Annotated in this window: 25 protein-coding genes and 1 tRNA gene; 24 read left to right on the top strand and 2 right to left on the bottom strand. The window is 68.1% G+C overall.

The annotated features are described in order from the left end of the window. Positions 1-315: 315 nt before the first annotated feature. The 7 genes from V7D63_RS10625 (at position 316) to V7D63_RS10595 (ending at position 5,449) form a co-directional block, all read left to right on the top strand. Positions 316-972, top strand: coding sequence for a flagellar basal body-associated FliL family protein (locus tag V7D63_RS10625; protein ID WP_333592251.1), 657 nt, complete (start codon positions 316-318; stop codon positions 970-972). Between the two features lie 4 nt (positions 973-976). Then, positions 977-2,038, top strand: a complete 1,062-nt coding sequence (gene fliM, locus V7D63_RS10620; RefSeq protein ID WP_333592250.1) for a flagellar motor switch protein FliM — start codon at positions 977-979, stop codon at positions 2,036-2,038. Further along, positions 2,035-2,523, top strand: coding sequence for a DUF6468 domain-containing protein (locus tag V7D63_RS10615; protein ID WP_333592249.1), 489 nt, complete (start codon positions 2,035-2,037; stop codon positions 2,521-2,523). The genes fliM and V7D63_RS10615 overlap by 4 nt, the downstream gene beginning before the upstream one ends. A 40-nt stretch (positions 2,524-2,563) precedes the next feature. Then, positions 2,564-3,490, top strand: a complete 927-nt coding sequence (locus V7D63_RS10610; protein ID WP_333592248.1) for a MotE family protein — start codon at positions 2,564-2,566, stop codon at positions 3,488-3,490. A 65-nt stretch (positions 3,491-3,555) separates the two neighbouring features. Next, complete coding sequence (locus tag V7D63_RS10605) at positions 3,556-3,798, top strand: DUF3297 family protein (protein ID WP_333592247.1); 243 nt, start codon at positions 3,556-3,558, stop codon at positions 3,796-3,798. Positions 3,799-3,858: 60 nt separating this feature from the next. Further along, positions 3,859-5,298, top strand: a complete 1,440-nt coding sequence (locus tag V7D63_RS10600) for a M20/M25/M40 family metallo-hydrolase (protein WP_333592246.1) — start codon at positions 3,859-3,861, stop codon at positions 5,296-5,298. 66 nt (positions 5,299-5,364) lie between these two features. Further along, positions 5,365-5,449, top strand: a tRNA-Leu gene (locus tag V7D63_RS10595). Positions 5,450-5,711: 262 nt separating this feature from the next. Here V7D63_RS10595 and cysS read toward each other — a convergent pair. Further along, positions 5,712-7,121: a cysteine--tRNA ligase gene (gene cysS, locus V7D63_RS10590; protein WP_333592245.1), complete on the bottom strand. Its 1,410-nt coding sequence runs from the start codon at positions 7,119-7,121 to the stop codon at positions 5,712-5,714. Between the two features lie 118 nt (positions 7,122-7,239). Here cysS and folE point away from each other — a divergent pair, with 118 nt between their 5' ends. The 15 genes from folE (at position 7,240) to V7D63_RS10515 (ending at position 18,926) form a co-directional block, all read left to right on the top strand. Further along, the gene (gene folE / locus V7D63_RS10585; protein ID WP_333592244.1) at positions 7,240-7,860 is read left to right on the top strand and encodes a GTP cyclohydrolase I FolE; all 621 of its coding nucleotides are present in this window, start codon (positions 7,240-7,242) and stop codon (positions 7,858-7,860) included. A gap of 147 nt (positions 7,861-8,007) precedes the next feature. Next, positions 8,008-8,445 carry a biopolymer transporter ExbD gene (locus V7D63_RS10580; protein ID WP_333592243.1) on the top strand — a complete coding sequence of 146 codons (438 nt, stop codon included), beginning with the start codon at positions 8,008-8,010 and terminating at the stop codon, positions 8,443-8,445. A 99-nt stretch (positions 8,446-8,544) separates the two neighbouring features. Then, complete coding sequence (locus V7D63_RS10575) at positions 8,545-10,074, top strand: UbiD family decarboxylase (protein ID WP_333592242.1); 1,530 nt, start codon at positions 8,545-8,547, stop codon at positions 10,072-10,074. Positions 10,075-10,161: 87 nt separating this feature from the next. Further along, positions 10,162-11,052 carry an enoyl-CoA hydratase/isomerase family protein gene (locus V7D63_RS10570; protein ID WP_333592241.1) on the top strand — a complete coding sequence of 297 codons (891 nt, stop codon included), beginning with the start codon at positions 10,162-10,164 and terminating at the stop codon, positions 11,050-11,052. A 98-nt stretch (positions 11,053-11,150) separates the two neighbouring features. Next, the gene (locus tag V7D63_RS10565) at positions 11,151-11,720 is read left to right on the top strand and encodes a hypothetical protein (RefSeq protein WP_333592240.1); all 570 of its coding nucleotides are present in this window, start codon (positions 11,151-11,153) and stop codon (positions 11,718-11,720) included. 72 nt (positions 11,721-11,792) lie between these two features. Next, positions 11,793-12,416 (top strand): hypothetical protein, encoded by a 624-nt coding sequence (locus V7D63_RS10560; RefSeq protein WP_333592239.1) that lies wholly within the window; start codon positions 11,793-11,795, stop codon positions 12,414-12,416. 1 nt (position 12,417) lies between these two features. Next, positions 12,418-13,086, top strand: coding sequence for a hypothetical protein (locus V7D63_RS10555; protein ID WP_333592238.1), 669 nt, complete (start codon positions 12,418-12,420; stop codon positions 13,084-13,086). Next, a complete protein-coding gene (locus V7D63_RS10550; RefSeq protein ID WP_333592237.1) occupies positions 13,083-13,757 on the top strand; it encodes a hypothetical protein in 675 nt (224 codons plus the stop codon). The genes V7D63_RS10555 and V7D63_RS10550 overlap by 4 nt, the downstream gene beginning before the upstream one ends. Before the next feature lie 8 nt (positions 13,758-13,765). Beyond that, entirely contained in the window at positions 13,766-15,592 is a 1,827-nt protein-coding gene (locus V7D63_RS10545) for a M14 family metallopeptidase (RefSeq protein WP_333592236.1), read from the top strand. Continuing rightward, entirely contained in the window at positions 15,589-15,984 is a 396-nt protein-coding gene (locus tag V7D63_RS10540; protein ID WP_333592235.1) for an MAPEG family protein, read from the top strand. Before V7D63_RS10545 ends, V7D63_RS10540 begins: the two co-directional genes overlap by 4 nt. A gap of 39 nt (positions 15,985-16,023) precedes the next feature. After that, positions 16,024-17,376, top strand: a complete 1,353-nt coding sequence (locus V7D63_RS10535) for a TldD/PmbA family protein (RefSeq protein ID WP_333592234.1) — start codon at positions 16,024-16,026, stop codon at positions 17,374-17,376. Then, on the top strand, positions 17,373-18,179 hold the full coding sequence (locus V7D63_RS10530; RefSeq protein WP_333592233.1) for a 3'(2'),5'-bisphosphate nucleotidase CysQ: 807 nt from the start codon (positions 17,373-17,375) through the stop codon (positions 18,177-18,179). The genes V7D63_RS10535 and V7D63_RS10530 overlap by 4 nt, the downstream gene beginning before the upstream one ends. A gap of 27 nt (positions 18,180-18,206) precedes the next feature. Further along, on the top strand, positions 18,207-18,446 hold the full coding sequence (locus tag V7D63_RS10525) for a DUF4170 domain-containing protein (RefSeq protein WP_333592232.1): 240 nt from the start codon (positions 18,207-18,209) through the stop codon (positions 18,444-18,446). Positions 18,447-18,510: 64 nt separating this feature from the next. Then, a complete protein-coding gene (locus V7D63_RS10520; protein ID WP_333592231.1) occupies positions 18,511-18,711 on the top strand; it encodes a hypothetical protein in 201 nt (66 codons plus the stop codon). Beyond that, positions 18,708-18,926, top strand: a complete 219-nt coding sequence (locus V7D63_RS10515; RefSeq protein WP_333592230.1) for a hypothetical protein — start codon at positions 18,708-18,710, stop codon at positions 18,924-18,926. Before V7D63_RS10520 ends, V7D63_RS10515 begins: the two co-directional genes overlap by 4 nt. Positions 18,927-18,929: 3 nt before the next feature. Here V7D63_RS10515 and V7D63_RS10510 read toward each other — a convergent pair whose 3' ends face one another. Beyond that, complete coding sequence (locus tag V7D63_RS10510) at positions 18,930-19,595, bottom strand: fused DSP-PTPase phosphatase/NAD kinase-like protein (RefSeq protein ID WP_333592229.1); 666 nt, start codon at positions 19,593-19,595, stop codon at positions 18,930-18,932. Between the two features lie 205 nt (positions 19,596-19,800). On the opposite strand from V7D63_RS10510, the gene V7D63_RS10505 reads away from it, so the two are divergent. After that, positions 19,801-21,624 (top strand): ABC transporter ATP-binding protein, encoded by a 1,824-nt coding sequence (locus V7D63_RS10505; protein WP_333592228.1) that lies wholly within the window; start codon positions 19,801-19,803, stop codon positions 21,622-21,624. Next, positions 21,621-22,185, top strand: a 565-nt coding sequence (locus tag V7D63_RS10500) for a lysophospholipid acyltransferase family protein (protein WP_333592227.1), incomplete at its 3' end; no start/stop codon positions are given. The genes V7D63_RS10505 and V7D63_RS10500, both read left to right, overlap by 4 nt.

Raw genomic sequence — 22,185 nt, 5'->3', positions numbered from 1 at the left:
CAGCGTCATCTGGCGGGACAGTCCGATGTAGGCGGCGTTTTCCACGGGGCGGGCGTCTCCTTCGCCTCCCGCTCACGCAACGGTCATGCCAACAGGGTTAACGCAGTCCCCGCCTGGATTTCAGCCGAATTCCATCCCTCGGCGCCCGGCAGGATTTGCCGTTCCTAAACGTCCCGTTAACCAAAACCGTCCCATCTGGAGCTAGACCAAAATCGGTTGAGGTGGACGCAGTCCATCTCAGCTCAGATTTCGGTCCAAAATTATGCAGGGGCCTGAACCGATCAGGCCCCGGATTCTCCGGGGCGTGGCGCGCGTATGCTGAAGCTGGGCAAGAAGAAGGACAAAGGGGCCGCGGCGACGGACGCCGAGGTCCCCGCCGTCGTCGAGGGCGAAGGCGCCGAGGGCGAAGCGCCCAAGAAGAAGAAACTCCCTCTGCTGTTCATCATCGCCCCGATCGCCCTGCTGGTGCTGGGCGGGGGCGGCGGCGCGGCCTTCTTCCTGATGCAGCCGAAACCGGATGCGGCCGCGGGCGCGGACGGCCACGGCGCCGAGAAGAAGGGCGGCGACCACGGCAAGAAGGAAGAGAAGAAGGGCGGCGGCGGTCACGGCGGCGGCGCCGAGGGCGAGGCCGATCCGTCTCTGGGCAAGATCAGCGAGGGTCCCGACGGCGTCACCTTCTACACGCTGCCCGACATGACGGCGAACGTTCAGGCGGCCGACGGCCGCCCGACCTTCGTGAAGCTGAAGCTGACGCTGGAGATGCAGGACGCGGGGGTGGCCGAACACCTGCAGACCGAGGCGCCACGCATGCGCGACATGTTCCAGGCCTTCCTGCGCGAACTGCGCCCTGAAGAGATGCAAGGCTCCGCCGCCACCTTCCAACTGAAGGCCGAGCTGTTGCGTCGGGTCAATCTGATCGCCGCGCCGGGCAAGGTCGACGCCGTGCTGATCGAAGAAATGCTGGTGAACTAGGCCGATGACCGACGCGGCCTTGGACGACGAGCCTGCCGCCGGTTTCGGCGAGGAAGAGGCGCGCGCCTCGGGCCTGTCCGAGCGCGTCCTGAACCAGGACGAGATCGACAGCCTTCTCGGTTTCGATCTCGGCGACGGCGACGACAGCGAACGCACCGGCATCCGCGCCATCATCAATTCGGCGCTGGTCAGCTACGAACGGCTGCCGATGCTGGAGATCGTCTTCGACCGTCTGGTGCGGTTGATGACGACCAGCTTGCGCAACTTCACCTCCGACAACGTCGAGGTGAGCCTGGACAACATCAGCTCCATCCGTTTCGGCGACTATCTGAACTCCATCCCCCTGCCCGCCATACTAGCGGTGTTCCGGGCCGAGGAGCTGGACAACTACGGCCTGCTGACGGTCGATTCCAACCTGATCTATTCAATCGTCGACGTGCTGTTGGGCGGACGCCGGGGCACGGCGGCGCTGCGCATCGAAGGGCGGCCCTACACCACGATCGAGCGCGTGTTGGTGCAACGGATGGTCGAGGTGGTGCTGCAAGACGCCTCGGCGGCGTTCGAGCCGCTGACGCCGGTGAATTTCAACCTGGACCGGCTGGAGACCAACCCCCGTTTCGCCGCCATCGCGCGCCCGGCCAACGCCGCCATTCTGGTCAAGCTGCGGATCGACATGGAGGACCGGGGCGGGCGCATCGAGCTGCTGCTGCCCTACGCCACGCTCGAACCCATCCGTAAGATGCTGTTGCAGCAGTTCATGGGCGAGAAATTCGGCCGCGACAACATCTGGGAAGGCCACCTGGCCACCGAACTCTGGACCACGGACACCGAGATCCGCGCCGTGTTGGACGAGCAGCAGGTTCCCCTGTCCAAGGTGCTGAGCCTGAAGGTCGGCGACACCCTGATGCTGAACGCCACGCCGGATTCCGACATCTCGGTGAAGGCCGGCGCCATTCCGCTGACCACCGGCAAGATGGGCAGGAAGGGTCAGCACATCGCCGTGCGCGTCGAGGGACCCATCAGCCCCGAGGCGGCCGGCTCCATCACCGAGGGGAGACGCGGATGATCGGCGTGATCATGGACGCCCTGCTGATGCTGCTGCTGGCGTGCGCCCTGGCCTATGGCGTGCGGCTGGACAAGAAGCTGAAATCCCTGCGTGACGGCCAACTGGCGTTCGCCGGGGCGGTCAATGAGTTGAACATGGCCGCCTCGCGCGCCGAGGCGGCCCTGGCCTCGTTGCGCGCTTCGGGCCAGGAGACCGACCTGCTGCACGACCGCATCGTCAAGGCGCGCGCCGTGAAGGCCGAGTTGGAGGCCCTGATCGCCCGATCCGGCCGCGACATCGATGCTCCTGTCCCCGCCAAACCGAGCGCGGTGATCGAGCCGATCCGCCCGCAGCCGCAGGCCCAGCCGGTCTCTGGCGGCCTTCTGTCCGCCGAACAGGTCGAGCGGTTCACGCCGGTGCTGCAAGCCCTGGCCGCTAACCAATCCGCGAAGCAAAGCCTCAACCGCGCCCGGCGTAGCCTGGACGACGACCTGTTCGCCGCCTGATTCCGCCCACGCCAATCTGACGCCCGAGATCGAGTAGCCCATGGCCCGCATTCCCCGCATCCTGCCGCTCGTCGCCATCGCCATCGGAGGCGTGGTGGTGGTGCGCGCCATCGGGATCGCGCCTGGCCTGTTCGAGGGCGCCAGGGCCTGGGCCGAAGAGGCCGCGCCCGCCGCCGCCGAGACCGCCGCTGGAACCGCGCCCAAGCCCGCGCCCGCCGTCTGCGCCCTGACGCCGGAACAACTGGCCCAGCAGGCGGGCCTGTCGCCGGCCGAATTGCGCGTCATTCAATCGCTGAAGGACCGCCGCGCCGAGCTGGACATCCGCGACAACGACTTCGCCACCATGCTGCCCCTGATGGCCGCGGCCGAGCAGAAGCTGGACGCCAAGACCCAGGCCCTGAACGCGGTGAAGGCCGAGCTGCAAACCCTGCTGGGCCAGGTCGGCGAGCAGGAGAAGGCCGAGATCGACCGCCTGGTCGCCGTCTATTCCGCCATGCGCCCGCGTGAGGCCGCCCGCATCTTCGCCACCCTGGACGACAAGGTGCGCCTGCCGGTCGCCGCCGCCATGCGCCCGCGCTCTCTCTCGGCCGTCATGGCCCAGATGGAGCCGGCCGCCGCCCGCGAACTGACCGAAAAGCTGGCGCGTCGTTTTGAAAGCCAGCAACAGGCGGCCCAGGCCGCCGTGGCCGCCGCCGCCAATCCCGCCGCGCCGCCGCCCGCCCCGGCTCCAACCCCGACCCAGACCGCCGCCGCGCCCGCGACCCCGCCGACGGCGACGCCCGCCGCTGCGGCGCCGCGCCCGGCCAACCGCACGCCCGCACGCCGTCCGGCCGCCCGTCCGGCCAATCGCCCCGCCCAGCCGGCCGCCGCGGCCCCCGCACCGACGTCGCCGCAGCCCTATCAGGCCGGAAACGGAGCCGCCGCCGCCCCAACCTCGGGCGCCCAGCCGCGTCAGACGGTTCAGTAAGCCCGGTTGGCGCCGCGACGGCGGCCCGCTATCAACCGCGCCTCACCTGATCCCCGAGCCTGACCATGACCGACGCCCCCCTGCCCGACCGCCTCTCCGTCGATCCCGCCAGCCCCTTCTATGACGGCGAGCTGCTGGCGCGCGGCATCGGCGTCCGCTTCAAGGGCGAGGAGAAGACCAATGTCGAGGAATACTGCGTGTCCGAAGGCTGGGTGCGTCTGGCCCTGGGCAATCGCGTCGATCGCAAGGGCAAGGCCCTGACCGTCAAGCTGCAAGGTCCGGTCGAACCCTATTTGCAGAACGGCTAAGACCTTACGTTCCGATTGCGGGACGGATACGGTCCCGGCGCACACCGCTGGAGGGCCTCCGTGACTCGCATCCGCAACCTGACCGTCGCCGTCGCGGCCTCGGCCTTCTTCAGCCTAGCCGCGGGCTGCGCCCAGGCCCAGGACGCCGCCGCCATTCGCGCCGCCGAACAGGTGCGGGACCAGGCCCTGGCCCAGAACGTGGCGCTGGACTACGTCACCCAGATCACCACCCGGTTCGGCCCGCGCCCCGCCGGGTCCGAAGCCGAGACGGCCGCCTTCCGCTGGGCCGCCGACTATCTGCGCGGTCTGGGCTTCCGCAATGTGCGGATCGAGGAATTCCCCCTGGTCGGCTGGGAGCGCGGCGAAGAAAGCGCGGCCATCCTAGGCCCGCGTCCGCAGCGACTGGCCGTCGCCGCCCTGGGCCATTCGCCGGGCACGCCCGAGACCGGGATCGAGGCCGAGATCGTGCGTTTCGACAGCCTGGACGCCCTGAACGCCGCCCCGGCTGGATCTCTGACGGGCAAGATCGCCTATGTCGACGGCGGCCAGATGGTGCGGATGCAGGACGGCTCGGGCTACGGCTCGCTGTCGCGCATTCGCGGCGCCGGGCCGTCCGCCGCCGCCGCCAAGGGCGCCGTCGCCTTCATCATGCGTTCGGCGGGCACTGACGAGCACCGCATGCCGCACACCGGCACCACCCGCTATGTCGACGGCAAGGTTCCGGTGCCCGCCTTCGCCCTCAGCGCGCCCGACGCCGATCAGGTCACGCGCCTGGTGGCGATGGGCGAGACAGTGCGCATCCGTCTGCACTCGACCGCGCGCACCTATCAGACCACGTCGCACAACGTCGTCGCCGACCTGCCGGGCCGCACCCGGCCGGAAGAGATCATCGTGCTGGGTTCGCACATGGACAGTTGGGACCTGGGCACCGGCGCCATCGACGACGCGGCGGGCGGCGCCATCACCATCGCCGCGGCCAAGGCCGTGATGGACTCGGGCCGCCGCCCCGCCCGCACCATCCGCGTGGTCCTGTACGGCTCCGAAGAGGTGGCCCAGCCGACCAACACCGGCAACGGCGGCGGCGCCTATCTGCGCGGCGTCCAACAGGTCGGGCAGGTGGACCGCCACATCATCGCCGGAGAGAGCGACTTCGGCGCCGACCGCATCTACGCCCTGGGCCTGCCGCCCGGTTCGGCCGACACCGACTTCGGCAAGGCCGCCGCGCGCGTCCTGCGCCCGCTGGGCATCCTGCCGGCCGAGGCGGAACTCAGCGGCGGCGCCGACATCGGCCCGCTGGCCCGGGCGGGCGTGCCGGTGTTCGGCCTGCGTCAGGACGGCACGCGTTATTTCGACCTGCACCACACCGCCGACGACACCGTGGACAAGATCGACCCGGAACAGATGACCCAGAACGTCGCCGCCTGGGCCGCCCTGATCCTGCTGATCGCCGATTCCGACGTGGACTTCCGCGCGACGCGTCCGGCGGCTACTCAACCCTAGAGCCTGATCTGTCCCGGCGGGTCGCCCTCGTGATTCCGCCGACGCCTCAGGTCTCAGCTTCACGCCGCGAGCGTGGCGAAACTGGTAGACGCAACGGACTTAAAATCCGTCGACTTCGGTCATGCGGGTTCGACCCCCGCCGCTCGCACCACCCCTGCCATGATCCACACGCCTGGGTTCGCGGCGGGGGCAGACTGTCGGGATGAAGCCTCGCTCCAGCCTCGCCAGAACCCGACAGGCGGGCATTCGCGTCCGCCGCGCGATAGGAACGCCCAAGGCGGGTTTCGGCCCGTCTGACTGTCAGGTCAAAACGCCTGATCGCCCATCCGACGCTGCCGAATTCGAGAAATTATGTGACACGCGGCAGGGTCGTGCGCCGTTTTTTGGGGACCGTTTCCGCTCCCCGACCGCCCCTAGCTCTTCAGCCGCCAGGTCGCGCCCTGCGGCCCGTCCATGACCACGACGTTCAGTTCGGTCAGGCGGTCGCGGATGCGGTCGGCGGCGGGCCAGTCCTTGGACGCGCGGGCGACGGCGCGTTGTTCCAGCAGGCCCTCGACCTCGATGCGCAGCGTGTCCGAAACCTCGCCTTCCAGCCAGGCGGCCGGGTCCGATTGCAGCACGCCCAGAATGTTCGCCGCCGCGATCAGCCGCCCCTTGGCCTCGCCCACGGCCGCGTCATCGCCCGCCGTCATGCCGCGCTCGATCTCGCTGGACAGGGCGAACAGGGCGGCCATGGCGCCGGGCGTGTTCAGATCGTCCTGGATCGACTTCAGGAAGTCGGCGGGCGGTTCGTCGGTCGTGGCCGGAACGGCGGCGGCACGGTGCAGGGCGCCGTACAGCCGGTCCAGGTTCTTCTTGGATTGGTCCAACAGGCTCTGGTTCCAGTCCAGCGGCTGGCGGTAATGGGCGCTCAGCAAGGCCCAGCGCACCACCTCGCCCGGCATGGCCTGCACCAGATCGTGCAGCAACAGGACATTGCCGATCGACTTGGACATCTTCTCGGCGTCCACGGTCAGAAAGCCGTTGTGCATCCAATAGCGGCTGTATTCGTCGTGCGAGGCGACGCCGTGCGCGTGCCCATGCGCGCAGACCCCCTGGGCGATCTCATTCTCGTGGTGCGGAAACACCAGATCGACGCCGCCGCCGTGGATGTCGATGGGCAGGCCCAACTGGGCCTCGATCATGGCCGAGCATTCGATATGCCAGCCCGGCCGTCCGTCGCCCCAGGGGCTGGGCCAAGACGGCTCGCCCGGTTTCGACGGCTTCCACAGCACGAAGTCGTGCGGATTCTTCTTATAGGGCGCGACCTCGACGCGGGCGCCGGCGATCATGTCGTCCAGATTGCGTCCCGACAGCGCGCCGTAGGCCGGATAGGCCGAGACGTCGAACAGCACGTGCCCCTCGGCCGCATAGGCGCAGCCGGCGTCGATGATGGCCTGGATCTGGGCCGTGATGGCCGCCATGTGGTCGGTGACGTGCGGCGCGATGTCGGGCGGGCTGACGTTCAGCCGGGCCATGTCGTCCAGATAGGCGGCCTCGTACCGCGCCGTGACCTCGCCGATCGGCACGCCTTCCTTGGCCGCCTTGGCGTTGATCTTGTCGTCCACGTCGGTGACGTTGCGGGCGTAGATCACGGCGTCCGCGCCGTATGTCCGGCGCAACAGCCGCACCAGGACGTCGAACACCACCGGCGGCCGCGTATTGCCGATATGGGCGTAGTCATAGACCGTCGGGCCGCAGACATAGAGGGTCACCCGGTTCGGATCGCGCGGCTCGAACAGGCGCTTTTCACGGCGCAGGGTGTCATGGATGTGCAGCGGCATGGTCGCGCAGTGGCCTTAGTTTTCTTGCAGGACGCTAGGGAAGGTCCATATAGCCGGGCCTGAGGCGATAAACAGTCACGGCTGACAAACAATCCGCCGCCGCACGAAGAGATCCAGAATGAGCGTCAATTCCATCAAGCCGGTCCTGGTCGGCGACAACGACCGCAAGGCCCGCCCGTCGCGCGAGACGGCGATGGAGGCGGTGCGCACCCTGATCGCCTGGGCCGGCGACGACCCCGCGCGCGAGGGGCTGATCGACACGCCGCGCCGCGTGGTCGACGCCTATGGCGACTGGTTCCAGGGCTATGACGCCGATGTCGCCAAGGAGCTGAGCCGCACCTTCGAGGAGGTCGAGGGCTATGACGACATGGTCATGCTGCGCGACATCGAGGTGGAGAGCCATTGCGAGCACCACATGGCCCCCTTCCTGGGCAAGGCCTATGTCGCCTATGTCCCGACCGACAAGGTGGTCGGCATCTCCAAGATCGCCCGCGTGGTCGAAATCTTCTCCAAACGCCTCCAGACGCAAGAAACCCTGACGCAAGAGATCGCCGCCGCCCTCGAATCGCACCTGGCGCCCGCCGGGGTCGCCGTGATGATCGACGCCGAACACCAGTGCATGACCACGCGCGGCGTGCATCATCGCCACGTCTCGACCCTGACCACCCGTTTCACCGGCGCCTTCAAGACCGATCCGGCCCTGATGGACCGCTTCCTGAAGCTGGCTCAGCGCGGTTGAGGTTTCGCCTGACGCGGGTATTCGGCGCAATGGAACCGCCCCACGTCGGAGATCGCTTTACAAGCGCCTCTCGGGACGCCAAGAGACGTTCCGAAGCTTAAGCTCGGCCCACGCCACGCGCGGGGCCTCAGATGGAGACGACAGCGCATGGGCGCCAAACTTTCCGGCCCGGGCGGCCAGGGCGGCAAGACGATCGCTCAAAACAGCGAGATCAACGTCACGCCGTTCGTCGACATCATGCTGGTGCTGCTGATCATCTTCATGGTCGCCGCGCCGCTGGCGACCGTGTCGATCCGCCTCGACCTTCCGCCGGCCGTGCCGAACAACGATCCGAACCCCAAGGAGCCGGTGTACATCACCATCCAGGACACCGGTTCGCTGTTCATCGCCGACAAGCAGACCACCATCGAAACCCTGGCCGCCGACGTCTGCGCGGCCTTGCAGCCGACCCCGAACTGCCGCGACGAACGCGTCTTCGTGCGCGCCCAGCCCGAGGTGAAGTACAACGCCTTCATGGAAGTGATGAACACCATGCAGGGTAACGGCTTCTTCAAGGTCGGCCTGCTGAACGAAGACATCGAATAGGCGTTTCGCCCGTTCAAAACGGATCAGGCCGCGCCCCTCGGGACGCGGCCTTTTTCATGGGCAGGTGACAGAGACCCCCGGGCCGCCTAATCGAACGGCATGGCCTACAAGTCCCTGCGCGACTTCATCGACATGCTGGAAGCCGAGGGCGAGCTGGTGCGCGTCACTGAGCCGGTTTCGACCCATCTGGAGATGACCGAGATTCAGACCCGGCTGCTGCGCAACGGCGGCCCGGCGGTGTTGTTTGAAAAGCCGGTCATGCCCGACGGTTCGATCAGCCCCATCCCCTGTTTGGCCAATCTGTTCGGCACGGTGAAACGGGTCGCCATGGGCGTGACCCTGGACAAGAAGGCCCGCACCACCGCCGCGGAGTTACGTCAGGTCGGCGAACTGCTGGCGGCCCTGCGTCATCCGACGCCGCCGCGCGACATGGCCGGCGCCATCGAGATGCTGCCCATGGTTCAGACCGCCATGGCCATGCGCCCCAAGACGGTGAAGACCGCGCCGGTGCAGCAGGTGGTGCTGAAGGGCGACCAGATCGACCTGACCGCCCTGCCCATCCAGGGTTGTTGGCCCGGCGAACCGGCGCCCCTGATCACCTGGGGCCTGGTGGTGACCAAGGGACCGTCCGACAGCGCCGAAGACGACTTCAACCTGGGCATCTACCGGATGCAGGTGCTGGGCAAGGACAGGGCCATCATGCGCTGGCTGGCCCACCGGGGCGGCGCCCAGCACTACGCCCGGCACAAGAAGGCCGGAAAGCGAGACCCCCTGCCCTGCGCCGTCGTTCTGGGCGCCGATCCGGGCACGATCCTGGCGGCGGTGACGCCGGTGCCGGACACCCTGTCGGAATATCAGTTCGCGGGCCTGCTGCGCGGGGCCAAGGCCGAGCTGGTTCCGTGCAAGACCGTGCCTCTGATGGTCCCGGCCCAGGCCGAGATCGTGCTGGAGGGCCACGTCCTGTTGGATGAGCACGCACCCGAAGGTCCCTATGGCGACCACACCGGCTATTACAACTCGGTCGAGACCTTCCCGGTGTTCCAGGTGACGGCGATCACCATGCGGAAGGGCCCGATCTATCTGACCACCTTCACCGGCCGCCCGCCCGACGAACCCAGCGTGCTGGGCGAGGCGTTGAACGAGGTGTTCATTCCGCTGCTGCAACAGCAGTTCCCCGAGATCATCGACTTCTGGCTGCCGCCCGAAGGGTGCAGCTACCGCATCGCCGTGGTGTCGATGAAGAAGGCCTATCCGGGCCACGCCAAGCGGGTGATGCTGGGCGTCTGGAGCTATCTGCGCCAGTTCATGTACACCAAATGGGTCATCGTGGTGGACCACGACATCGACGCCCGCGACTGGAAGGACGTGATGTGGGCCGTCTCGACCAAGATGGACCCGGCCCGCGACATCACCGTGATCGAGTCGACCCCGATCGACTATCTGGACTTCGCCAGCCCCGAGAGCGGTCTCGGCTCCAAGATCGGCCTGGACGCCACCGACAAATGGGAACCCGAAACCAAACGCGAATGGGGCCAAGAGATCCGCATGGAGACCGATGTGGTCGAACGGGTCAGCGAGATGTGGGACCGCCTCGGATTGCCCGGTGACGGAACGCCGATCTGGAAATAGCCCCTCACTGACCAAGGTTCCAGAAGCGTTGACATCCTCCCGGGAGATAGTAGGTTGCTTTTAGCAACTTACTAAGGATGAGCGTCCATGTCTGACCTTTCCACCCCCGCCGATGTGTTGAAAACCCACCGAGACGGCGCGACCCTGATGGTCGAGATCAACGGCGGACCTCGACAGGAATTCGGCGAAACCGTCGCCCGTGCGCTTGAGGTCTTGGTCGCCGAGGTCGATCAGGACCCGGATATCCATGCGGTGATCTTCACCAGCGCCCACCCCACGCGCTTCATCAGCCATGCGGATGTGACCTGGCTCCAGGAAGGCGGCGTCAAGCTCAAGGCGCGGCTGGCCGCGGGCGCTTCGGCCCCGCCGCCGGACCCGGACACCTTCGGTCTGGATCGCCTGCACGGCCTGTTTTTGAAGATGAACAGCGCCTCGGCGGTGTTCATCGCCGCCCTGGAAGGTCCGGCCTTGGGCCTCGGCGCGGAGTTTTCCTGGGCCTGCGACCTGCGGGTGATGGCCGACGCCGACGCCTTCATCGGCCAGCCGGAAGTCCTGCTCGCCATCATGCCGGGCGGCGGCGGCACCCAAAGGCTGACCCGCCTGGTCGGGTCTCACCGTTCACTGGTCGCCATTTTGGAGGGCAAGCCCTTCACTCCGCAGCAAGCCTTGGCGATCGGCGCCGTCGACGCCGTGGCTCCGCGCGGTCAGGTCGTCGCCGAGGCGAAGGCGCTCGCCGCCCACTTCGGCAAGCGGCACAAGGCGTCCATCGGTGCGATCAAACGGGCGGTCTATCTGGGCGGCTCCCTGCCCCTGCCGGACGCGCTGCAGTTGGAGACGCGGGAATTCATGGGGCTGGACATGGCGCCGGAAGGCCAGCGCCGCATGCTGGCCTATGAAGCCGACACCGAGACCCAGGGCGACCTGCCGCTCTATGTCGGAGACGGTTATGCCAGCGCCTTGGCCAGCGGCAGCACCTGACCGAAGCCGTCGTCCCCATCATGACCCCGGTTGGTTTGTCGGTGACGGAACGCCGATCTGGAAATAGGGTCGCGCCCTGAACCATCGGGGGTGGGGCTGTGAGCGGATTCGAGTTCTTCTTCGGCTTCTTCGGCCTGATCCTGGGGCTGTCGGTGGTGGAGGTCATCACCGGGTTCGGCAAGGTGTTGCGACGGCGCGACCGGGTCCGGCTGGGCTGGGTGACGCCGCTTCTGGCCGTGTTCGTGCTGCTGGATGTCGCCTCCTTCTGGTCGATCTCGTGGACCCGGATGCAGGGAGTCGAGCCGAGCTATCTGCTGCTGCTGATCGGGCTGGCCATCGCCGGGGTCTATTATCTGGCCGCGTCGTTGGTGTTCCCGGACGACCTGGACGCCTGGCCGTCGCTGGACGAATTCTATGACCAGCACAAACGCTGGGTCATTGGCGGCGTCTGGATCGCCAAGACCCTGTCGCATACGGCGCTATTGGGGGTGGTCGGCGGCGTCGACGCCTTGCGAGCGTTCTGGACCTCGCCCACCATCCTGATCGTGGTGCTGTGGGTCTTTCCGCCCATGCTGGCAATCTGCCTGGTGCGGAACCGGGTCGCCAACGCCGTGATGCTGGCGTGGTTGATCATGTTCTACGTCGTCAGGCTCGCCTTCCTGTCCTGACGTCGGCTCCCCGTGACGGGGAGACGATCTCAAAGTAGACCTGATCGACCATGAAGGCGGCTGGGGGGCTGCATGAGCGCGTTCGAATTCTTCTTTTCGTTCTACGGCCTATTGCTGGGTCTGTCGGTGGCCGAGCTGGTGGGCGGGTTCGCGCGGGTGCTGCATGAGCGTCAGCGGGTGCGGTTCGGCTGGTTGACGCCGCTCTTGGCCGTCTTCGTCGCGGTGGACCTCGCGACCTTCTGGAACCAGGCGTGGCGATTCTTTCGCGATGCGCCGTTCAATCCGGCCTTGCTGCTGGTCGGTCTGGTCATCGCCTCGACCTTCTATATCGCCGCCAGCGTGACCTTCCCGCGGGTCAGCGCCGAGGGCGTTGAGACCCGCATCGACCTGGATGAGCATTTCTGGAGCCACCGGCGCGTGGTGTTCGGCTGCGTGCTGGCGGCCAATGCCCTGGTCTGGGCGCTGCTGGGGGCGCTGGCGCTGGTCGATGCGGAGTGGGCCGCCCTCTGGTCGCCCCGCCTGGTGATCGGCGTGGGCCTATTCGCCGTCTGCACCGCGACCGCCGCCTTTGCCCCACAGCGCCCGGTGGTCATAACCGCCATGCTGGTGGTTCTGGCTTACACGCTGTGGAACATGGCGCGGGCGGGGGCGATCCTGATCGCCCAGGGCGGATGGTCGCCGGCGACAGGAGGATAGGTTGGGCGCGTTCGAGTTCTTCTTCAGCTTCTACGGCCTGTTGCTGGGCCTGTCCGTCGCGGTGATCGCCACCGGCGCGGCGCGGGCGTTCAAGCACCGCAAGACAGTGCGCGTCGGCTGGTTGACGACCCTGTTGGCGACCTTTGTCGCCCTGGACATCGCCACCTTCTGGGACTCGGCCTGGAACAACTTTCGCCACCTGTCCTTCAGCTATGGCCTGATCGTCGCCGGGCTGGTGATCGCCACGGTCTATTTCATCGCCGCCTCTCTGTTGTTTCCAGAGCCGGAGGACGAGGCGGACAGCCTGGATGAGCATTTCTGGACCAACAAACGCGCCGTGCTGACGCTGCTGATCGCGGCCAACCTGCTCAATGTGACCGCCCTGGTGCTGGTCAATCTGACGCGCGAGCATGGCCTGTTCCTGATCGGACAGTATGCGATCACCGCGACCCTCTATGTCGTGCTCACGGGCACGGCGGCCGTCACCAAGCGGCGCTGGCTGTTCGGCGTCGCCATCGGCTTCCAGGTGGCGCTGTATCTGTTCCTGGCGGTGGCCAGCGTGATCCTGCCGCAGGCCGCCTCGACCGATGAGGACGGACAGATCGCCCTGCCGTCGGCGGTCACGGCCCCCAACCGAGCCGCCGAGCCGCCCGGTTCGTCGCCTCCGTGACCCCGTTCGAATTTTTCTTCAGCTTCTACGGCCTGGTCCTGGGCCTGTCCCTGACCGTCATGGCGACGGGCGCGGCGCGTGCGTTCAAACATCGCAAGAGCGTGCGCGTCGGATGGCTGACTCCCCTTCTGGCGACCTTCGTGGCGCTGGACATCTCGACCTTCTGGGGCGCCGCCTGGTCCAGCTTTCGACTGCTGCCCTACAGCTACGGCATGCTGGTCCTCAGCCTGGCGATCGCCCTGGTCTATTTCATCGCCGCCTCGCTGGTGTTTCCTGAGGCGGAGGACGGGGCCGCCCGACTGGATGACCATTTCTGGGCCAACAAACGGGCGGTTCTGCTGTTGGTCATCGTTTCCAACGCCCTGGCCTGGACCGCGGCCATCGTCATCGCCTGGCCGAGCGAGAACCGGGCTTCGGAAATCTTCGGAGAGGCGGTCAACGCCGTCTTTTTCCTGCTCTTGACCGTGCCCGCGGCCCTGACCCGACGTCGGAGGCTGTTCGGCGCCCTGATCGGCTTTCAGGTCTTCTACTATGTCGCGTCGGCGGCGGCCCTGGCCTATCAGCCCCACTGGGGGGCCTATGACGCGGATGGCGACGGCGTCACCCAGGCCCAGATCCGAGCGGCGGCCGATCGCCCATCCGTCTTGCCTTCCGCGCCTGGGAGCCAATAGTGGCCGCCATGCGCCCCCTTCTGCTGATCGCCGCCGCGGCGGCCCTGTTCGCGAGTCCCGCCATGAGCCAGTCCGTCCCCAATGTCGCGCCGTGGGACCAGCCCTTCCTGCCCCCCGCGCCCGCCTGGGACGGCAAGAGCCGCGAACTGCTGCGCGGGACCGACGACCCGTGGGTCACGGCCTTCGAGACGGACGCCGAGCACGACTTTTCGCCCAACTACGCCGACACCCGCGCCTGGTTCGACCGGCTGGACGCCGCGTCAGACCTGATCCGCATCGAACAGTTCGGCGTCTCGCCCGAGGGGCGGCCGATCTATGCGGTGATCGCGTCGAAAGACGGCGCGGCCTTCGATCCGGCCAAGCCGGTGCTGCTGGCCCAGGCCGGCATCCATCCGGGCGAGATCGACGGCAAGGACGCGGGCATGATGCTGCTGCGCGACATCGCCTTCTACGGCAAGGACGCCCTGTTGGACCGGGTCAATCTGATCCTGATCCCGATCCTGTCGGTCGACGGGCATGAGCGGGCCAGCGCCTATTCCCGCCCCAACCAGCGCGGGCCGCGCATCCAGGGCTGGCGCAACACCGCGACCAACCAGAACCTGAACCGCGACTATCTGAAGCTGGACCAGGCCGAGATGCGGGCCGTGCGCGGTCTGATCCTGAAATACCGGCCGGATCTGTACGTCGACATCCACGTCACCGACGGCATGGACTACCAGTACGACGTCACCTTCGGCTTCAACGGCGAGAACGGCGTCTGGAGCCGCAGCCCGGCCATCGCCGGATGGCTGAACGACGCCTTCAAGCCCGCGATGTACGCGGCGCTGGAGCGTGAGGGACACATCCCCGGCGAACTGGTGTTCGGCATCGACGACGCCAATCCGCGCGCGGGCCTGTCGGACGGGGGGCTGGGCGAGCGGTTCTCCAACGGCTGGGGTTCGGCCGCCCATGTGCCGACGATCCTGATCGAGAACCACAGCCTGAAGCCGCACGAGCAACGGGTCTTGGGCACCTACGTCTTTCTGGAAGAGGCGATGCGGCTGCTGGCCGACAAGGGCCGCGACCTGCGCGCCGCCATCACCGCCGACCGCGCCCTGCGCCCCGCCGAGCTGCCGACCAATTTCCAGGCCGACCCGACGCCCGCCTATACGCGCCAGTTCAAGGGCATCACCTACGAAACCTATGACAGCCCGGCGTCCGGCCGACGCGAGGTCCGCTGGCTGGGCCAGGCCGATCCCGAGATCTGGTCCCTGCCCTTCTACGGCTCGCGCCCGACGCTGACGCTGAACCGGCCGCGCGCCTATTGGGTGCCGGCGCATCGGGCCGACGTGATCGAGCGGCTGCGCATCCACGGCGTGCAGATGGAGATCCTGACCGCGCCGCGCACCGTGAACGTCGAGATGCTGCGGCTGGAGAACCCCGAGGTCTCGCGCACCACCAACGAAGGCCATGTGCCGATCCGGGTGACCGAGGTCTCGACCGAACGCCGCGACTGGACCTATCCGCCCGGCTCGGCGCGGGTGTCGACGGACCAGCCGCTGGGCGACGTGGCGATCCTGATGCTGGAGCCGCAGTCGGTCGAGAGCCTGTTCGCCTGGGGCCTGTTCCCCGAGGTGCTGAACCGCGTCGAATATATCGAGGGCTACGCCATCGCCCCCCTGGCCGAGCGGATGATGGCGGCCGATCCGGCGCTGAAGGCCGAGTTCGAGGCCAAGCTGGCCGCCGATCCCGCCTTCGCCGCCGACGGGGATGCGCGTTTGGCGTGGTTCTATGAGCGCACGCCGTTCTATGATGACCGCTATCGTCTGTATCCCGTGGGGAGGGAGATCGAATGAGCGTGCTTCAAGCCGCCGGTCTGTGGTCCGGCCTGCTGATCCTTTTGTTGGTGTTGCTGGCGTTCCGCGTCGTGGCCAATCGGCGGCGGCACAAGGTGCTGTTCGGCGACGGCGGCGTGAAACAGGTGGTCGTGGCGACGCGCGCGTTCGGCAATGCGGCGGAATACATCCCGGTGGGGATCGGCGCCCTGATCTTGTTGGCCCTGTTGGGCTATCCGCTGTGGGCCGTGCATGCGGTCGGCGGAACCCTGCTGGCCGGGCGGATCATTCACGGTTTCGGTCTCAGCCACGGCCGTGGCCCTGGCGTCGGGCGGTTGATCGGCATGATCCTGACGTTGCTGGCGTTGATCGGCGCGGCGGGGGCGTTGGTGATCTGTCCGCTGATGGCCTGAGACCGTTGCGGCGGGGCGGGCGGTCGGCCATATCGGGGCATGGCCGCCTCCTCCGTTTCGACGTCCCCCGACATTCTGCATGATCTGACCGCCGCGGCCCTGAAGGCCGGGGCCGACGCCGCCGAGGCCGTGTCCGCACACCGCAGCGCCTTGTCGGTCGGCGTCCGCAACGGCGCGCTGGAGGATGTCGAGCGCGAGGAAAGCCGCGATCTGGGCCTGAGGGTCTTTATCGGCAAACGCCAGGCGACCGTTTCGGCCTCGGACCTGTCGGAGGCGACCCGGACGCGGCTGGTCGAACGCGCCGTGGCCATGGCGCGGCTGGCCCCCGAAGACCCCTATGCGGGCCTGGCGCCCCAGGATCGCCTGGCCTGCGGCCCGGCTCCCGATCTGGACGTGCACGACCCCTCGGGCCGCACGGCCGAACAGTTGGAGCGCGCCGCCGCCGAAGCCGAGGCCGCCGCCCTGGCCGTGCCCGGCGTCGCCAAGTCTGAGGGCGGCCACGCCAGTTGGTCCGACAGCGAATGGCGGCTGGTCACCAGCCACGGTTTCGACGGCGCCTATCGCGGCAGCGGCTACGCCCTGGGCGTCGGCGTCATCGCAGAGAAGGACGGGGCCATGGAGCGCGGCGGCGAGAGCCGCACCACCCGTCACCTGTCCGACCTGCCTTCGGCCCAAACCATCGGCCTGGAAGCGGGCAAGCGCGCCGTGGCCCGCACCGGCCCGCGCAAGATCGCCTCGACCACCGCGCCGGTGATCTTCGAGAACCGGGTGGCGACCCAGGTGCTGTCGCCGCTGCTGGGCGCCATCTCCGGCCCGGCGGTGGCGCGCGGCGTCTCCTTCCTGAAGGACCGGCTGGGCCAAAGAGTCCTGCCCGAAGGCGTGGATTTGATCGACGACCCGTTCCGCCCGCGCGGCCTGGGTTCGACCCCGTTCGACGACGAGGGCGTGGCGGTGTCACGTCTGGCCCTGGTCGAGGACGGCGTGCTGAAGACCTGGCTGTTGAACAGTTCGGCAGCGGCACAGTTGGGCCTGGCGTCCACCGGCCACGCCTCGCGCGGGCTGGCGGGACCGCCCGGCGTCTCGACCCACAATCTGCACCTGGCGCCGGGCGACGCCGATCTGGCCGGTCTGATGGGCCAGGCGGGAACGGGCCTGTTGATCACCTCGATGTTCGGGCCGTCGCTGAACTCCAACACCGGCGACTGGTCGGCGGGGGTGTCGGGCTTCTGGTTCGAGAACGGTCAGATCGCCTACCCGGTCAGCGAGATCACCGTGGCCGGCAAGCTGACGGATCTCTACGCCCGGATGCAGCGCGGCTCGGACCTGGAGTTCCGAGGCTCGTTCAACGCACCGTCGTTGCTGTTCGACGCGGTGGCGATCGCGGGCAAATGACCGCCGATCCCGCAGATTGGGCCGAGGACCTGGCCCTGATCCGGCGCGCGGCGCTGGAGGCGGGCGACCGCGCCCTGGCCGAGCGCGAAGCGGGACTGAAGATCTGGTCCAAGTCCGGCGGCTCGCCCGTGACCAGCGCCGACATGGCGATCGACCAGATGCTGCGCGAAACCCTGCTGGGGGCGCGGCCCGACTATGGCTGGCTGTCGGAGGAGACGGCGGATTCGGCCGACCGGCTGGATAAGAAACGCATCTTCGTGGTCGATCCGATCGACGGCACCGTGGCCTATATGAAGGGCAAGCCTTGGTGGTGCGTGCCCATCGCCGTGGTCGAGAACGGGGCGCCGGTCGCCGCCGTGATCCACGCCCCGGCCCTGAACGAGACCTTCGACGCGGTCGCGGGTCAGGGCGCTCGGCTGAACGGACGCCCGATCACGGCCTCGGACGCCACGACCCTGGACGACGCCGCCATGCTGGCCGACGCGCAAGTGATGCAGGGACCGCATTGGTCCGAACCCTGGCCGCCGATGCGGTTCGAGAAGCGCAACGCCATCGCCTACCGTATGGCGCTGGTCGCTGCCGGGGCCTTCGACGCCGCCGTGGCCCTGACGCCGAAATGGGATTGGGACGTGGCCGCCGGCGCCCTGATCGCCGCCGAGGCCGGGGCGAAGGTGTCGGATCATCGTGGCGAGCCGTGGCGGTTCAACCGGCCCGATCCGCGCCAAGTCAGCCTGGTCTGCGCTGCGCCGGCGCTGCATCCGTTGATCATCGCGCGCTCTGCGACTATCCCGCTGGCCCCATAGTCTTCTCACTTTCATGCCGGAACACCCATGACGGACCACCCTGACACCGACCAATTGCTGCACCTCGTCATCGGCGGCGAGTTGCGCCATCTGGACGCCCCGGTGTTCCGTGACCTGTCCAAGGTCGAGTTCGTCGGCGCCTTCGGCAGCTACGCCGACGCCAAGAAGGCCTGGAAGGCGCGCGCCCAGGCCACGGTGGACAACGCCCACATGCGTTATTTCATCCTGCACGCGCACAAGCTGATCGACCCTCGCGCCGAGGCCTGACCAGAACGCCGCACGGTCGACACGCCTTGCGAAAGGCGCGCACCCTGTCGAAGGAGGCTGAGCCATGACCCCGTTTCTGATCGTGCTGGCCCTGCTGGCCCTGGCCGTCGGCATCGTGTTGTGGGCCACGCGCCACACGCCCGCCCGGCCCGCCCAGCCGCGGCCCGAGCCGGACACGCCCCAAGACGAACCGACCGCCCCGGCCGACGCCGCCGCGACCGATCCCTTCGCCTCGGCGCCGCCGCGCGAGGGACCGCACCCATGACCCTGTTCGGAACGACGCTGGACGCCGAACAGATCGCGGCCCTGCTCAGCCTTCTGGCGCTGCTGGTCTTCTGGCTGGTGGTTCTGCGACGCGAGCGGGGCTATGCGCGCTGGTTCAAACAGTGGGAGGCCGACCGCAAGGCCCGGCGCGAGGCCGAGCAGGCGGCCGAAAAGCGTGGAGCCTCGCCGGACGGCCGCAAGGGTCCCTGGGGCTGAACCCTATTCGCGCCGCAACAGCCGCTCGGTCAGCAGCGTGCCCCACCACGAGGCCTTGAAGGCCGCCTTGATCGCCTTGGGATCATAGTCCGGCCGTTCGACCCATTGCAGGAAGTCCAGCCCCGCCGGTTCGCCCTCGGCGACATATAGCTCCAGCGTATAGTCCAGCACGCCGGTCAGCCCCTCGCGGTGATGCAGGGTGCGCTTGCCCAGTTCGGCCATGGCGACCGACACCGGCTCGCCCAGATGGAAATGCCGGTACAGCACCGCCATCAGTCCGGCGCGATCCGCGCCCGACTTGCAGTGGATCAAGGCCGGATACCGGATCGTCCGAAACAGGTCGCGGGCGCGGCGCACGCGATCAGCGCCCGGCGGATCGCGCGAATCCAGCGGCGCGTCGATCAGCTCCAGACCCAGGCGGTGACAGGCGTCGGTCTCGAGCCAGTAATAGGGTTCGTCGCGCGCGCCGCGCAGATTGACGACCGTCCTGATCCCGCGCCGCTTCCAATAGGCCAGTTGGCCCGGCGACGGCTGGTTGGTGCGCACCAGATCGGGACCCAGCCAGTGGGCGTTGGCGAACGCCGTCCGCAGGAAGGCGTGATCCCCCCAGAAATAGCGCCAATGGGCCTTGAAGCGGCTCCATCGCGTGCTCAGGTCCGCACCGGTCATGATCCCGCACATAGGGGTTGCAACGCCCGACGTCACTAGGCCGAAATCGGTCCAGCCGGATGCTCGTCAGACGGGACTCAGATTTCGGTCCGCCCTGATCTGAAGCCTGATTCACGGCATCGACGGAAAGGCGAAGCATTTCCGCATCAACCAATCAGACTCTTGGCGGCTTGACTTCCCCCCTCCGCCGTCCGACCTCCGACCGATGACCGAAACCACCGTCCCGTCTGAAACTCAGGGTCTGCGCCCCCTGATGGCGCGGATCTGGCGCGATTATCTGTCCCGGCACGTCGGGGCCTTGGTCGCGGCCATGCTGTGCGCCGGGATCGCGGGCCTGATGTCGGCGACCGTGCTGCGCCTGCTCGAACCGGCCATCGACGGCCTGTTTGAACAGACGCCGGTTTCGGTCTGGGGCTTGATCCACATCCCGGCCGGACAGGCGGTGACCTGGATTCCCGCCATCATCATCGGCGTGGCCCTGGTCTGGACGGCCGCCGCGCTGGCCCAGGCGGCCCTGGTCAACCGGCTGGGTCACGGCATCGTCGGCGACATCCAGGTGCGGTTGTTCGGCGCCATGATCCGGGCCGACCTGGCGCGGCTGCGCAGCCAGCATTCGGGCGCCTTCGTCTCCAGCGTGCTGTTCGACGCCAACCTGGTGCGCGAGGCCTTCACCAACGGCGTGGTCAACTACACCCAGCACGGGCTGACGCTGGTCGCCGTGCTGGTCTCCATGGCCTTCATCGACTGGCGGCTGACGCTGATCGTGCTGTTGGGCGTGCCGTTGATCAGCCTGGTGCTGCGCCGTTTCTCACGCAAGACGAAGAAGGCCACCACCGGCGCCATGAAGGAGACCGAGGTCCTGTCCACGGCCCTGATGGAGAATCTGGACGGCGTCCGCCTGATCAAGATCGAGAACCGCGAGGCGGCCGAGGAAGCCCGCGTCGGCGAAGTGGTGGCCCGCCGCCAGCGCCATGTCATCAAGTCGGCCGACGCCCGCGCCTTCGCCGGACCCGCCAGCAATCTGGTGGCCATGATCATCGTGGCCGCCGTCATGGCCTATGCCGGATGGCGGGCGCAGGGCGGGGGCATGACCGTCGGCGCCTTCGCCGCCTTCATCGGCCTGTTGATGGCGGCCGGTCAGTCGCTGCGCCAGGTCACCAATCTGCAGACGGTGATGACCGAGGGGCTGACGGCGGCGCGGCGCCTGTTCGACGCCCTGGACATCGAGCCTGAGATCCGCGAGGCGCCGGACGCCCAGCCCCTGCCGCGCGGTCCCGCCGAGGTGCGGTTGGACGGCGTCTCCTTCGCCTACGGCAAGGCCGAACCGACGCTGCGCGACGTGTCGTTGACCGTGCGCCCCGGCGAGACCGTGGCCCTGGTCGGCCCGTCCGGCGGCGGTAAGTCGACGATCCTGAGCCTGTTGCCGCGTTTCTACGACGTCACCGCCGGGACCGTGTCGATCAACGGCCATGACGTGCGGGAGCTGAAGCTGCATGACCTGCGCGACCACATCGCCCTGGTGACGCAGGAGCCGTTCCTGTTCGACGACACCATCGCCGCCAACATCGCCTATGGCCGCTCCGCCGCGACCCAGGAACAGATCGAGGAGGCGGCCCGCGCCGCCGCCGCCCATGACTTCATCAGCGCCCTGCCCGACGGCTATCAGACCCGCGGCGGCGAGGGCGGCCTGCGCCTGTCGGGCGGCCAGCGCCAGCGCATCGCCATCGCCCGCGCCTTTCTGAAGGACGCGCCCATCCTGTTGTTGGACGAGGCCACCAGCGCCCTGGACACCGAGAGCGAGGCCCTGGTCCAGGCGGCCTTGGAGCGGCTGATGCGGGGGCGCGCCACCCTGATGATCGCCCATCGTCTATCGACCGTGCGCAACACCGACCGCATCTATGTGATCGAAGCCGGACGCGTGGTCCAAGAGGGATCTCACGCCCAACTCATCCGGCGCGACGGACTCTACGCCCGCCTGGCCCGGCAACAGTCGTTGGACGGCGGCCCGGCCGTGACGGAGGTCGCGTGAGACCGCTGCGCATCCCCTGGGTGCAGGCGACGCTGGCCTGGGTGCTGGCCGAATGGATGCGGCTGTGTTTCGCCACCATCCGCTGGACCTATGAGAACGAGGGCGTGGCGCAGGAAATCTGGGCGCGCGGCGGGGGGGTGCTGTGCGTCTTCTGGCATTCGCGCATCGGCCTGTCGCCCGCCTGCTGGCCGTTGGATCGGGCGCAGCCGGCCAAGGCGCTGATCTCGCTGTCCCCCGACGGCCAGTTCATCGCCAAGGCGGTGGCGCGGCAGGGCTTTCCCGCCATTCGCGGGTCATCGTCGAACAAGGACAAGGCGGATCGGGCCAAGGGCGGGTCCCAGGCCCTGCGCGACGGCCTGCGTCAGTTGAAGGTCGGCGCCCTGGCCATCACCCCCGACGGCCCGCGCGGCCCGGTCAATGTGATGGCCGAGGGCCTGCCCCTGCTGGCCAAGCTGTCGGGCGCGCCGGCCCTGTTCATCGGCATGTCGTGCCGTCCCGCGATCCGACTGGGGTCCTGGGATCGCGCGGTCCTGCCCCTGCCCTTCGCGCGCGGCGCCATCG

Source organism: Brevundimonas sp. (assembly GCF_036732845.1).
GTDB lineage: Bacteria > Pseudomonadota > Alphaproteobacteria > Caulobacterales > Caulobacteraceae > Brevundimonas.
The sequence above is the reverse complement of the archived record's forward strand: the minus strand, read 5'-3'. Positions and strand labels throughout refer to the sequence as shown.